Annotated in this window: 3 protein-coding genes; all 3 read left to right on the top strand. The window is 71.4% G+C overall.

The features are described 5' to 3' along the window. Positions 1-191: 191 nt before the first annotated feature. From ACIP6U_RS11285 to ACIP6U_RS11275, 3 genes are read left to right on the top strand one after another with little or no spacing between them, the layout of a single operon-like run. Positions 192-4,265 carry an amino acid adenylation domain-containing protein gene (locus tag ACIP6U_RS11285; RefSeq protein WP_401715113.1) on the top strand — a complete coding sequence of 1,358 codons (4,074 nt, stop codon included), beginning with the start codon at positions 192-194 and terminating at the stop codon, positions 4,263-4,265. Continuing rightward, positions 4,265-13,627 carry an amino acid adenylation domain-containing protein gene (locus ACIP6U_RS11280; RefSeq protein ID WP_401715111.1) on the top strand — a complete coding sequence of 3,121 codons (9,363 nt, stop codon included), beginning with the start codon at positions 4,265-4,267 and terminating at the stop codon, positions 13,625-13,627. Before ACIP6U_RS11285 ends, ACIP6U_RS11280 begins: the two co-directional genes overlap by 1 nt. Continuing rightward, a complete protein-coding gene (locus ACIP6U_RS11275; RefSeq protein ID WP_401715109.1) occupies positions 13,591-14,466 on the top strand; it encodes a TauD/TfdA dioxygenase family protein in 876 nt (291 codons plus the stop codon). Before ACIP6U_RS11280 ends, ACIP6U_RS11275 begins: the two co-directional genes overlap by 37 nt. The last annotated feature ends 20 nt before the right edge of the window (positions 14,467-14,486 follow it).

The following is a 14,486-nucleotide window of genomic DNA, read 5'->3' as shown; positions in this document are numbered from 1 at the left end:
CGGAAAGAAATCCGAGTGAGCAAGAAAATGGTGTGACCAAGTAATTGGCCGGAGGTTTCGGGAAACGAATTGTCGAATCGCCGGGCCGCTTTCCGCCACCCAACCCTGTGGAATCGCCCCGCGGTGACGGCACACGCCCGTCCCGGCCGCTGACACCCAGCCCCGCACCCAGGGAAGGCCAGGTACTGCCGGTGCAGAGCACCCCCCACCCTGTCCCCGCTGTTCCTACTCCACACGCGTCCGCCGACCCGGCCGCGGCCGGTGCCGAACGGGCGACCCGTGTCCGGGCCGCCTCCTTCGCCCAGCAACGACTGTGGTTCCTGGCCCAGCTGCCGGGCGCGAACGCCGCGTACAACGAGACGATCGCCTTCTCCCTGACCGGCCCACTCGACCGTGACCTGCTGGCACGCGCCTTCGACGCGGTGACGGACCGTCATGAGGTGCTGCGGACACGGCTGGTGGACGGAGAGGGGGAGGTACGTCAGCACATCGATCCGCCGGGTGCGGGGTTCGCCCTGACCTTCGAGGACCTCACCGACACCGCGAACCCCGACGCGGGCGTGGCAGACCGCCAACTCGACGAGGAGCAGAAGCCGTTCGACCTGGAGGCCGGCCCCCTCGGGCGAGGCCGCCTTCTCGCCCTGGGGTCCGACCGTCATGTACTCCTGCTGACGTTCCATCACAGCATCTACGACGGTGTCTCGATGAACGTGATGATGGACGAACTCGGCCAGCTCTACCAGGCGTTCTCGGTGGACGCCCCGAGCCCCCTGCCCCCGCTGGAGGTGCAGTTCGCCGACCATGCGAGCGCCCAGCAACGAGCCGTCCTCGACGGTGGGCTCGTCGCCCAGGAGGACTACTGGCGGCGCGCGCTCCAGGACGCGCCACCCGTCCTGGAACTGCCCACCGACCGGCCACGACCGGTGGAACAGCGATACGAGGGCGGGCGGGCCGAGTTCGGTCTGGACGCCGAGGCCACCGCCGGGCTCCGCCGTCTGGCCAGACGGCACGGTGCCACCTCCTTCGTGGCCGTCCTGACCGGCTGGGCGATTCTGCTGTCACGTCTGTCCGGGCAGGACGACATCGTTGTCGGCAGCCCGTTCGCGAACCGGCGCGGACCGGGAGCGGCCGGCGTCATCGGCTTCCTCGTCAACTCCCTGCCCCTGCGCATCGATCTGTCCGGTTCCCTCACCGTCTCCGAGGCGCTCACCCGTACCCGCGCCGTCGTACGCGAGGCGCTCGCTCACCAGGACCTGCCCTTCGAGCGCATCGTCGAACTGGTCAACCCGCCGCGCAGCGCCTCCCGCACACCGCTGTTCCAGACCATGCTGGCCTGGGTGCCCGAGCGGCGGGACCTGCTGCATCTGCCCGGAGTCGAGGCCGAGCCGCTGCCCATCGCCCACGCCCCGGCCAAGTTCGACCTCGCCGTGTCGGCGACCGAGTCCGGCGGCCGCATCACCGGCTACCTGGACTACGCGACGGCGCTCCTCGACCACACCACCGCCCAGCGCTGGGCCGACCATCTGCGACACCTGCTCACCGACATGGCCCACCACCCCGAACGGGACATCCGCGCCCTGGAGTTGATGGAGCCGCAGGAACGCCGGCAGGTGCTGCTCGACGGTGACGCCACGCAGGTCGCCGAAGCCCCGACCGACCTGGGCGGCGCCGCTCGCCGGCCCGACCCGACGGAGGCCGCGCTGCGCACGGCGTCCGGACTCGTCGAACTCTTCGAGACCCAGGTGCGCGAGCGCCCCGCGCACACCGCGGTCGTCGACCGGGACCGCTCGCTGGACTACGCGACACTCGACCGCCGCGCCAACCACCTCGCGCACGCCCTCGTCGCCCGGTCCGTCCGCCCCGGCGACGTCGTGGGCCTCCACGCCAAACGCTCCTGCGACCTGGCCGTCGGCATCATCGGCATCCTCAAGGCGGGCGCCGCCTATCTCCCGCTCGACCCGGGCCAGCCCCTGGAACGCCTCGCGGGCATGGTCGAGGACGCCGCCTGCCCTCTCGTTCTGAGCGACCACGACAGCGCGGAGCGCGGCGGGGGCTGGCTCGACCTGAGTGGCGTAGAGGCGGAGGGCGTAAGCCAGTCGGGCCCGCCGGCAGGCGTCGGCCACGCGCACGACCGGCTCGCCTACGTGATCTTCACTTCCGGATCGACGGGACGGCCCAAGGGCGTGGCGGTGGAACACCGCAGTGTCCTGAGCCTCTTCGCCACCTGGCACGCCCGCATGGGCACGGAACCCGGCGAGGTCGGCTCCGCCTGGTCCAGCATCGGATTCGACGCCTCGATCCACGAACTGCTGCTGCCCTTGACCACCGGCGGCGAACTGCACATCGTCCCCGAGGAGTTGCGCGGCGACCCCGAGGCCTTGATGGCGTGGATGCGCGACCACGCGGTGACCCAGGCGTTCCTGCCGCCCGCCTACGTCAAGTGGATCGACGAGGATCCCGCGCCGCGCATACAGGGGCTTCAACTGCGCAAGCTGCTCACCGGAGTCGAGTCGCTCACCGAAGCCGCGCTGCACCGCATGACCCAGCAACTCCCCGGCCTGCGAGTCTGTTTCGGCTACGGACCTACCGAGGCGACCCTCTACAGCACCGCCTACTACGACCCCCGCCCGCTGGAGCGGCCCTGTCCCATCGGCCGCCCGCTGCCCGGCACCCGTATGTACCTGCTCGACAGCCGCATGGAGCCCGTCCCGCCCGGCGTGGTGGGGGAGGTGTACCTCGGTGGAGCATCCCTGGCCCGCGGCTATCTGGGTCGGCCCGACCTCACCAAGGAACGGTTCCTGCCCGACCCGTTCGTGCCCGGCGAGCGGATCTACCGCACCGGAGACCTCGCCCGGCGGCTGCCGGACGGTGCGGCCCACTACCTGGGGCGCGCCGACGACCAGGTGAAACTCCGCGGGTTCCGGATCGAGCCCGCGGAGGTCGAGGCGGCGCTCATGACCCTGCCCGGTGTCCGCGAAGCCGCGGTCGTCGTCGACCGCGACGCGGCCGGCCAGCCCCGGCTGGTCGCCGGCATCGGCCGCGGCACCGCACCGGCGCGCACCGCCCACGACTGGCGCGCGGCCCTCGCCCGCCGACTGCCCGACTACATGATCCCCGCCGTCTTCCTCGACCTCGACGCCCTTCCGATCAACCGCAGCGGCAAGCTCGACCGGCCCGAACTGCTGCGCCTGGCCCAGGAGTCGACGTCCGACCAGGTCAACACGGCCAGTCCGCGCGACCATGTCGAACACGGCCTGTACCGGATCTGGCAGCGGATCCTGCTGCACCCTGACATCGGCGTCAGCGACAACTTCTTCGAGATCGGCGGGACTTCACTGTCGGCCATCAAGATGGCCCACGCCGTCACCGAGACGTTCGGCCGCAGGCTCCCCGTGGCCGAGGTGATGACGCGGCCCACCATCGAGTCGCTGGCCGAGCTGCTGCGCGAGGACGGCACCTCCCGCGCCCCGGGCAGCCTCATCGAGTTCCGCTCGGGCACGGGCCCGCGCGTGGTCTGCGTACACCCCGCCGGAGGCACCGCCTTCTGCTACCTGCCCCTGGCCGAACTCCTGCCCGAGCAGGTCGGGTTGTACGGCATCCAGTCCCCGGGAGTGAACCCCGGCGAGGACCTCCTGCCCACCGTGGAGGCCATGGCCGAGGCGTATCTGCGGCTCCTCGAACTCCCCGTCGAGGCAAGGCCGGACGGGACACCGGTGGACGGGACGCCCCTGGACGAGGCCCCGCTGGTCCTGACCGGTCTGTCCTACGGCGGTCTCGTCGCCCATGAGATGGGACGCATCCTGGCCCGCGCCGGACACCGTGCCGTCAGCGTCGTCCTCCTCGACACCCAGGCCACCGACGACGCGTCCGCCCGCGAAGAGATCGGCGCCGTCGACGAGGCCGAGTTCCGCGACAAACTCGTGCGCTTCAACGGGATGTATCCCGGCATCGACGACGCTCAGGTCGACCGCTACTTCCACCTCTACAACCACAACCGGCTCACCGCCCGCGAACACCTCCCGGCGGCCTCCCCGGCGCGTCTGGTTCTCGCAGAGGGTGTACCGGGCGGTGTCGACACCCCCTTCCACGCCGAGGTCCGCGAGTTCTGGCGGCGGCGCGCGGAGGGTGACTACCGCGTCGAGACGATGGCGTGCGACCACTGGGAGATCCTGGAGGGCGTCGGCGCGTCTCAGGTCGGTGCGGTGTTGAGTGCCGAACTGGCCTATCACGCAGATCAGTTGGCGCTGCCGATACGGGAGGCGTGATGGGCCTCCGACCCACCGACGACCACTCCCCGTCGGGGCGCCGCCCCGCCACTCCGGCCGCCGCGCGATCATCCTCCCTCGCCGACGCCGTACTGGACCAGGCCCGTCGTACCCCCTCCGCCGTCGCCGTCGAGGACGGCAACCGCGTCCTCGACTACACGGAACTCGAACGGGTCAGCGCCCGAGTGGCCACGCGGCTCCGGGCTCGGGGAGTGCGCCCCGGGCACGCGGTCGCCGTTTGCCTGCCCCGCTCGTGGCAACTGGTCTGCGTCATGCTCGGCATCCGTCGTGTCGGAGCCACCGTCGTACCCCTCGACCGGCTCAGCCCACCCGACCGGCAGGGCCACATCCTCGACGACTCGGGCGCCGTCGCCGTCGTCCAGGACAGCGGGTTCGTTACCCAACTGCCCACGCACGTGCCGGTGGTGGACGCCGACCTGCTCCTGAGCCCCGATGCCGAGCCGGCCGACGGGCCCGGGCTGCCCGCCGTGTCACCCGGGCATCCCGGCGACACGGCCACGGGTTTCGTCTTCTACACCTCCGGCAGCACGGGACGCCCCAAAGGCGTCGAGGTCACCGACGAAGGAGTGCTACGGCTGGCCCGGCCCGGCTACATCGACATACGGCCCGGCGCTCGCTACGCCTGCCTGTCCAACCCCGCCTTCGACGCCCTCAGTTTCGAGGTGTGGGTACCGCTCCTCACCGGCGGCGTCTGCGTCGTACTCGACGACACCCAGGTGCAGAGCCCGCACCGGCTGGCCGGAGTGCTCGCCGAGCGCCGCGTCGACACCCTGTTCATCACGGTGGCTCTGTTCAACGCGGTCGTCGAGCAGGTGCCGGACTGCTTCGCCGCCACCGAGCAGGTACTCGTCGGCGGTGAACAGCTCAACGCACGGATCATCCGCCGCTGGTACGCGGCCAATCCCACCTCCCGCACCGTCCTCCACAACGTGTACGGACCGACGGAGGCCACGACCTTCGCCCTCTGCCACCCCATCCCACGGGACTTCGACGGCGACACGATCCCCATCGGCACCCCACTGCCGGGCACCGGCACCCTGCTGCGCACCGAGGACGACCGCACCGCCGAGCCGGGCGAAGTGGCCGAACTGCTTCTGTCCGGAACGGCGTTGGGCCGTGGCTACCGCAACCTGCCCGAGCAGACCGCCCGCAGCTTCGTCCGACTGTCGAACACGGCGGACGCGGAACGGCGTTGGTACCGGACCGGCGACCTCGTACGCCAGGACACCCAAGGCCGGATCACCTACGTCGGCCGGGCGGACCGACAGGTCAAGGTGCGCGGCTTCCGGATCGAGCCGGGCGAGGTGGAGCGGCAGATCCTGGCGCAACCCGCCGTCCGCCAGGCCTATGTCTGTGCCCGTCGCGACGACGACGGCCGGGGCGAACTGCTCGCCTTCCTCGTCCTGGGAGACGAAGCCCCGAGGGGCGACGCTTCCCTGGGCGATGACCTCTCCTACGAGGCCTACGACCGTCACCTCGCCACCACCCTGCCCTCCTACATGCGCCCCCATCACACCCACCTCGTCGCTGAACTGCCGCGCAACGCCAACGGGAAGGTCGACCAGGCCGCCCTCTTGCGCGATGCCCGGACCCCGTGGCGCGGCACGCGGGACACCGACGCACCCGTCAGTGACGAGCAGCGGCGGGTGTTGGAGGTCGCCGAGGGCATCCTCGCCGTCAACGGCCTGCGTCCGGGCGACCGTTGGGCGGAAAGCGGCGGGGATTCGCTGAAGGCGCTGCGTTTCCGCTTCGAGATCCTCAGCCGCTTCGCGGTCGATCTGCCGCAAGACCTGGTCCTGACAGCCGACTTCGCCGCGCTCGCGGACGCCGTGCACGCACCGGACACAGCCGCGGGAGAGCACCCACCCGTACCCGTACCCGGTCCCGTGAGCGAGTCGAGCGCACCGGCCACCAGCGAGCAGGAACGCCTCTGGCTGCTGCACCAGCGGCAGCCCGAAGACCGTTCCTACGACGTACCGCTCGCCTTCCGCATCCAGGGTCGCGTCGACACCGCGGCCCTGCGTCGCGCGGTGCGCACCCTGGTCGAACGGCACGTGGCTCTGCGCACCCGGCTGGTGCCCACCCCGAACGGACTGATCCAGCAGACCGCCGACCCCTACGACCCGTGGCAACGAGTCGAAGCCCGGCCCGGGGAGGAGTGGCAGGACACCGCCGACCGGTTCTTCGGCCACCGCTTCGATCTCGCGGACGCCCGGATGCTGCGGGTCGCCTGGGTGGCAGACGCCGATGGTGGACTGCTCCTGCTGCACCTGCACCACGTCTCCGTGGACGGCTGGTCGCTCAACCTCCTCCTCCGCGACCTCACGGACGCCTACACCGGCGGTGGTGCTCAACGGCCCTCCGCCGTCACGCCCTTGGAGTTCGCCCGTTGGCAGCACACCTGGCACACGAGCGCCGCGTACCAGGACCGTCGCGCGCGGCTGCGCTCCCACTACGGCCGCGACGGCGAACCGTCACCCGCCCTGCCGGCTCCCGACACGGCGGCCGTGCCACAGGCCCGGCTGCTGCGGACCTCGCTCGACCTGGTCCGTCGTGGCGCACTGGACCGGCGCGCCGCCCAACTGGGCCTGACGAGGTTCCAGTTGCTGGTGTCCGCGTTCGCGACCAGCGTGTACGGCGTCACCGGGCAGAGCCGCCCGCTGGTCGCCACGCCGGTGGCGAACCGACCCCGCCCCGAATTCGCGGACACGGTCGGCATGTTCGCCAACACCGTGCTCCTGGACCTGCCGCTGGAGCCGCACCGCTCACTGGACGCCCAGCTCGTGGCCCACTCCGACGCCGTGTCCGCCGTGCTGCGGGACCAGGAGGTCGCCCTCGCCGACGTCCTTGCCGACCGCGCCTTCCGCGAGCGGACGCCTTTGTTCGACTACCTGTTCGTCCTTGAGAACACCGACTTCTCGGCGCTCCGTCTGGACGGCTGTGAGATACGACCGGTGTGCCCCGAGCCGTTGGGCGCCAAGTGCGCCCTCACGCTGTCGGTGGTGGAGCACGAGGGCGGCTTCGACTGTCTGTGGGAGTACCGCGACGACATCGGGGCCGAGCGCGCCGAAGCCGCCGCCCGCCTCTTCCGCCAGGTCCTGGACCACCTGACCGGCGACACCCGCGAGAGCGACCTCACCCCGCACGAACTGGTCGCCTCCTACCGCCGCTCTCTGCCCGACCAGGGCCGAGGCCCCCAGCGGACACCGGACTTCACCACCGTCGCCGACGGATTCGCCCGACAAGTGGCCCGCACTCCGCACGCCCCGGCTGTCACCACCGGCGAGTCGACCCTCACCTACGCCGAACTCGACGCCCAGGCAGCCGAGTTGGCAGAGACCCTGCGCACCCGCCTCCGCATCCCGGCCGATCCCGCCGCGCCGGCGGCCGTGGCGCTCTACCTCCACCCCTCCGTCGAGCACATCGTGGCGCTCCTGGCGGCCGCCCGCCTCAACCTCACGGTCGTCCCCCTCGACCCCGCCTACCCGCCGCCCCTCCTGCGGCAGGTCCTCGACCAGGCCGACCCCCTGTGCGTACTGCTGGCACCCGAGGACGAAGACGTCCTCGCCGCGATCGCGCCCCCGTCCCTGCCACGGCACACCCTCGCGCTCGCCGCCGCCCCCACGACCGCACCGCCGGAACCGTCCACCCACCAGGGTCTGCGCCCGCTCTACACCCTGTTCACGTCCGGCTCCACCGGAACTCCCAAGGGCGTCCAAGTACCCGACCGGACCCTGTGCAACCTGCTGACCTGGCAGCGCACCGACGGCGGCCTGCGCGAGCCCGCGATCACGCAGCAGTTCTCCATGCTGTCCTTCGACGTCTCGTTCCAGGAGGTCTTCACCACCCTGTGCTCCGGCGGTCTGCTGCGCTTGGTGCGACCGGCCTGGCGGCACGATGTCCCGGCGCTGCTGCGGGAGTTGGAGAGCGGGGGAGCGGAGCGGATCTTCCTGCCGTACGTCGCCCTGCAATTGCTCGCCGAACACGGTGTGCGCACCGGGCGCTTCCCGTCCCAGCTGCGTGAAGTTGTCACTGCCGGTGAGCAGTTGGTGTGCACCGATGTGATCCGGCGGTGGTTCGCAGGGCTGTCGGACGCCCGGCTGTTCAACCACTACGGTCCCACCGAGACCCACGTCGCCAGCGGCCTGTGCCTCGACGGTGATCCCGCCACCTGGCCGCTGCGCCCGGCGATCGGACGACCGGTGGCGAATGCCGTCCTGCGCGTCGTCGACGAGGGCGGCCACCCTGTCCCGCCCGGCGTCACCGGCAAGTTGCTCATCGGCGGTCTCATGGCCAACCGCTGCTACCTCGGCCCCGACGCGCCGCACCGCGACCGCTTCACCGATGATCCCGACGTCGGCCTTTTCTATCGCACCGGCGACCTCGCCCGCTTCGATGCCGACGGACTGTTGCACTACGCGGGACGAGAGGACGCCCAGGTCAAACTCGGCGGACACCGGCTGGAGTTGGAGCAGGTCGAGGCCGCGCTGCTCCAGTTCCCCGGCGTGACCAACGTGGTCGCCGTCGTGGCGGACGGTCGGCTGGTGGCGTGCCTGCAGTGCCGGGGCGACGACCCCGATCTCGCGGAGCTGGCAGACCATCTGGCCGGTCAGTTGCCGACGTACATACGCATCAGTCGCTTCCGTCGTCTGGTGGAACTGCCGCGCACGCCGAGCGGCAAGCTGGATCGGCAGGCGGCACTCACCGCCCCTGGCCGCGAGTTGAGCTCGGCCCGTGCGGCCGCCTCCGTCCTGTCGCCGCTCGAAGGACGGCTGGCCGCACTGTTCGAGACGGTGACCGGCAAGGCGATCGCCGTGGAGCAGCGGTTCTTCGACGGGGGCGCGACGAGTCTGGACCTCATGCGCTTTCAGCTGCGGTGCGCGGGCGAGGACGATCTCGCCTTCACCGTGCCGGAGTTGTTCGAGCATGTCAGCCTCCGAGCCCTGGCACGCCTCCTGGACCGGCGGGGCGCGGACACCCCTGAGCCGGCGTCGGTGGGTACCGTCCCGGGTGGGGAGCGGGGTGAGGAACTCGTCGCCGTCATCGGGATGGCCGTACGGCTACCAGGAGCCCCCGACCTGTCCGCCTTCTGGGACCTGGTCGTCTCCGGCCGCCGAGGCATCGAGCACTTCCCGACGACCGACGGCCGGGTCGGTGCCCGCAGCCAGATGGAGGGATTGCTCGACTTCGACCCGGGCCATTTCACGATCAGCCCTCACGAAGCCCGGCTGATGGACCCCCAGCAGCGGCAGCTCCTGATGAACTGCGTCGAGGCACTCGCCCACGCCGGCATCGGCGCCCCGGCGGCCCACCGCGTCGGACTCGTGGCCTCCTGCGGGGAGAACACCTACTTCCAACGCATGCTGCGCGAGGCCGACCAGACCGAACTCCCCGACACCTTCCGCCTGGCGCTGCATCACGAGAAGGACTTCCTGGCCACCAAGGCCGCCTACCACCTGGGCCTGACCGGCCCCGCCTTCACCGTGCAGTCGGCGTGCTCCAGCTCGCTCGTCGGCGTGCACATCGCCGCCGGGATGCTCCGGCAGGGCGACGCGGACGTGATGCTCGTCGGTGGCGTCCTCGTCGACCCCGACCTGACCGACGGCTACACCTACCGGCCGCAGCACATCTTCTCCCCGGACGGCCACTGCCGGCCCTTCAGCAAGGACGCCGCCGGCACCGTCGGAGCCAGCGGCACGGGCATGGTCGTCCTCAAGACCCTCGCCGCCGCCCGCCGGGACGGGGATACCGTCTACGCCGTCATCACCGGCTCCGGCATCAACAACGACGGCTCGGACAAGCTCAGTTACAGCGCGCCCGCCCTGGCCGGGCAACGCGCCGCGATCCGCACCGTCCTGCACCGCAGCGGCCGTACCGGCGCCGACCTCGGCTACGTGGAGGCCCACGGCACCGGCACCCGCCTCGGGGACCCGGTGGAGGCCGCCGCGCTGCGCCAGGCGTACGGCCTGGCCGACGACGCGCGCGTGGCGTTGTCCTCCGTGAAGAGCCAGATCGGACACCTCGGTGCCGCAGCAGGAGTCGTCGGCATGGTGCGGGCCGTGCTCGCCGTTCATCATGGGATCGTCCCGCCCATGGCGGACTTCGACCGCCTCAACCCGGAGATCGAGGACGGGCCGTTCCGGGTACCGGTGGCGGCGGAGCCCTGGCGGCAGGGCGTGCCGCGGGTGGCCGCCGTCAGCAGTTTCGGCATCGGCGGGACCAACGCCCATCTGCTGCTTGAGCAACTCGACGACGTGCCAACGGCGTTCACCGCGCCGACCGGGCAGAGAGCGCCCGAACCCGTGCCGTGCCTGCTCCTGTCCGGCAGTTCGGAGGCAGCCGTACGCGCGGATGGCCGTCGTATCGCCGACTACCTGAGCGCACACCCCGAGGCGTATCCGCAGGTACTGCGCCACCTCCAGGCCGGACGCCCCGCACTCGCCCACCGGGCGGCGGCGGTCTGCCCCGATGTCGCGTCGGCCGTGGCATGGCTTCGTTCGCTCACCTCGACGGCAGCACCCTCCCCATCAACTCGGTTGACAGAGGCGGGGCATGACCCGCAGGTGATCGCCGAGCGCTGGACGGCCGGACACACCTTCGTCTGGCCCGAGGGTCCCGCGAGCCCGCCCTGGGACTTCCCGCCGCCCGCCTTCGACACGGCCGAGTACGACTTCGCCCGCACTGCCCGTGCCGTCACGCCCGCGGCGCCGGAACGGCTGCCCGCCGCCGAGTGGTTGCACCAGCCGCAGTGGACCCGGCTACGCCGAGCCCGGACCTACGCACGTGCCCAAGTGCCGCGCCGCACCGCCGTGTTGGTGACCGGACCGGACACGACCCCTGAGGAGTGGCGATTCCTGGAGCGGCACTACGCGCGCGTGGTCCGAGTTCACGCACGGGCCGCCAGCGCCCCCGACACCCTCACCCGCCTCGACGACGACCAGTACGAAGTTGATCCCACCAACTCCGCGCAGCTCGCGGCACTGTTGGCCCACTTGACCGATCGCGGCGAACCCGGCGTCGACTGGCTGCACATTCTGCCCTTGGGGTTGGGCGGCAGCGTTGACGAGCGCTCGTTGGAGATCGCCCAGTGGGCGTGCCTCGACACGGTCGCCGCCCTCGGCAGGACCATGGCCGACCTCCCGGAGGCGGACCGGCCACGCGTATGGCTGCTGTCCCACCAGGCACAGCCGGTCACCGGCGCTGTCCGAAGGCCCGAAGCGGGACTGCTCGCCGCTGCGACCGAGACCCCGCGCCAGGAACTCGGCGTAAGAATGAGCTGGTTGGACCTGCCGGGACCCGACCCGGCCGACTGGGCTGTACACCTGCCGGACCTGCTCCACGACAACAGCCACGCCGAAGCGACGGTTGCTCTGCGCGCCGGCTTCTGGTGGCACCGCACCCTCCACCCGGTCCCCGCGCCCGCACTCGAACCAGCGGCCGCAACCTCGCCGGTCGCCCCCGGAACCCATCTCATCCTCGGCGGAACCGGCGGCATCGGCACCACCCTGGCGGCACGGCTCCTCGAACAGCCCGGTACCCGAGTGGTCCTGCTCGCCCGCGGAGACAGCACCCCGCCCGCCCTGCGGGCGCACGCGGACCGCGTCACCGTCGTCCCGGCCGACCTCGCCACGGAGGACCCGCACACCATCGCGGCGCGCCTCGCCCCGCACCTCGACGACCTCATCGGCATAGTGCACGCGGCGGGAACAGCCGCCGGCGGACTGCTCGCCCGACGGGACCCCGCCACCGCCCGCCACGCCACGGCGGCCAAACTGCGCGGCGCCCTGCTCGTCGAGCGGTTGATCGCCGAGCACAAACCCGAGTACGCGGCCTACTGCTCCTCAATGGCCGCTCTGTACGGCGGTGTTGGCCAGTTCGACTACGCGGCGGCCAACGCCTGTCTGGATGCCTTCGCCCAGTACGCACCGCCTGGCGCGGGCGACTTGGACGCGACCGTCCGCATGAGCATCGGTTGGGACGCCTGGCGGGAGGTCGGCATGGCACAGCACGCCCTCGGCGCCGACGCCCGTCACCAGCAGCACTTGGCCGTCGCGCTCACCCCCGAGGACGGCGCGGCGGTCTTCGAACGGGCTCTGCACCTGCAATTGCCCCATCTGATGGTCAACACCACACCTCTGCCCCAGGCCCGCTTCTTCTACGAACCGGCACCGGCACCGGAACGGGTGGACGGACAGACACGGGTATCCGTGCAGGCACCCGCGCCGAACCTGACCCCGGCCCACAGCGACCCCGCCACCATGCCCGACGACTCGGTCACCAACCTCGCCGAGATCCTGTGCGACCTGCTGGGGGTCGACGCCATCGATCCCGCCGCGCCGCTGTACGACCTCGGCGCCGACTCGCTGACCCTGCTGGAAGTCATCGAGGAGGTCAAACGCCGGTACGGCGTCGACATCGAGCTGTCCCGGCTCAGTCACCGTGTCACCCTCGCCGAGATCCTCGACCACCTCGCCGCCGCCACCCGCCCGACCTCGGCGGTGGGCGAGGAAGTGGACGTGGAGGTGTGGCAGCGTGGCACCGGCCGGGACGTCCTCTGCCTCGTCCATCCCGTCGGCGGCGACATCCAGGCCTACCGCCCACTGGTGTCGGCCCTCCCGGACGAGCTCACCGTCTGCCTCATCGCCGACCCGGCCCTCCGCGCCCCCCAGCTGCCCGCCCGGTCGATCACCGACCGCGCCGCGCACTACCTGGAGGCCGTCCGGACCGTGTTCCCCGACCGTGACCACCAACTACGCCTGGCCGGTTGGTCGTTCGGGGCGTGGACGGCCCTGTCCATGGCGGCCCTCGCGGAGACGGACGGGCGGCCCGTCCACGCCCTGTACCTCCTCGACCCACCCCCGCCCGGCGCCGGCGAACGGCTCGCGACCTACGACGAGCAGCAGGTGGACGCCGTCTTCGCCCGCGAACTGAGCGGCAACGGCAAGGACTTCGACAACGGCACCGGCCGCCTGACCGAGTCCGGCCGCGCCTACGCCGAACGCCTCGCGCGCTGCTGCCGTACGAACCTCGCGGCGATGGCCGAGCACCGGTTGCCGCGGCTCAACCGGACACCCACCACCGTGTGGCTCGCCGAGCGCCCCGCTGACGACGTGACCCCCTTGGCCCCGGAGCCGACCCCGCCCGACGCGTGGGACGCCCATCTGCCCAGGCCCGTCGGCGTTCACCGCGTCGACGCGAACCACTACGAACTCGTAGCCCCGCCGCATGTCCATGAGGTCGCCGCCGCCCTCGCGGACGATCTCGCCGACACCACCCCCGCCCCACCGAACCACGGAGGACCCTCATGGAGGACTACGCACTGCAGGCCGTCGAGCGGCTGACCACCCGGCCCGCGGAGCCGTACGACACCCTCTCCGTCACCCCTATCTCCCCGCTGCTGGGCGCGGAGGTCTCGGGTCTCGACCTGTCGCGGGAACTGACACCCCAACAGGAGAAGGAACTGAAGCACGCGTTCCAGACCCACCACGTCCTGGTCTTCCGTGACCAGGACATCGACCCCGAGCAGCACAAGAGGTTCGCGGGTGTCTTCGGCGAGTTGCACCCCGTGGCGCTGCCGGTCGAGGGATCCGACCCGTACATCCTGGAGATCAAGGCGACCAAGGAGTCGAAGGAGGTCGCCGGCAACGGCTGGCACGCCGACGGCACCGCGGACGTCGAGCCGTCCCTCGGTTCGATGCTCTACCTGACCACGGTCCCCGGAGGCGGTGGCGGTGACACCTTGTTCGCCAACATGCATCTGGCCTACGAGTTGCTCTCGCCGTCGATGAGGGAGTTCCTGGACGGGCTGACCGCGCTGCACGACGGAGCCCTGCCCTGGGTCGCCGCCGGACTGACACCGCCGCCCGAGTACGACGTGCCGCGCACCGAACACCCCGTCGTCGTCCGGCACCCGGAGACCGGCCGGAAGCTGCTGTTCGTCAACGCCCCCTACACCTCGCACATCACCCAGCTGTCCCGCGCGGAGAGCGACGCGCTGCTCGGCATGCTGTACACGCACATCGCCGGGACGCCGCTGCTGCACTGCCGGGTCCACTGGCAGCCGCGCACCCTGGTGTGCTGGGACAACCGCAGCGTGCAGCATCATGCGGTGTGGGACTACTTCCCGCACACCCGCCACGGCCGTCGCGTGGCCGTCAACGGGACCCGCCTGTACGCCTGAGCCGCCGCCCACTCCGTCCC

This window comes from Streptomyces sp. NPDC088794 (genome assembly GCF_044750545.1).
GTDB lineage: Bacteria > Actinomycetota > Actinomycetes > Streptomycetales > Streptomycetaceae > Streptomyces.
The sequence above is the reverse complement of the archived record's forward strand: the minus strand, read 5'-3'. Positions and strand labels throughout refer to the sequence as shown.

Excerpts from the sequence above, each read along its gene's own strand:
- ACIP6U_RS11280 (WP_401715111.1), top strand. The coding sequence starts at position 4,265 with ATGGGCCTCCGACCCACCGACGACCACTCCCCGTCGGGGCGCCGCCCC.
- ACIP6U_RS11275 (WP_401715109.1), top strand. The coding sequence starts at position 13,591 with ATGGAGGACTACGCACTGCAGGCCGTCGAGCGGCTGACCACCCGGCCC.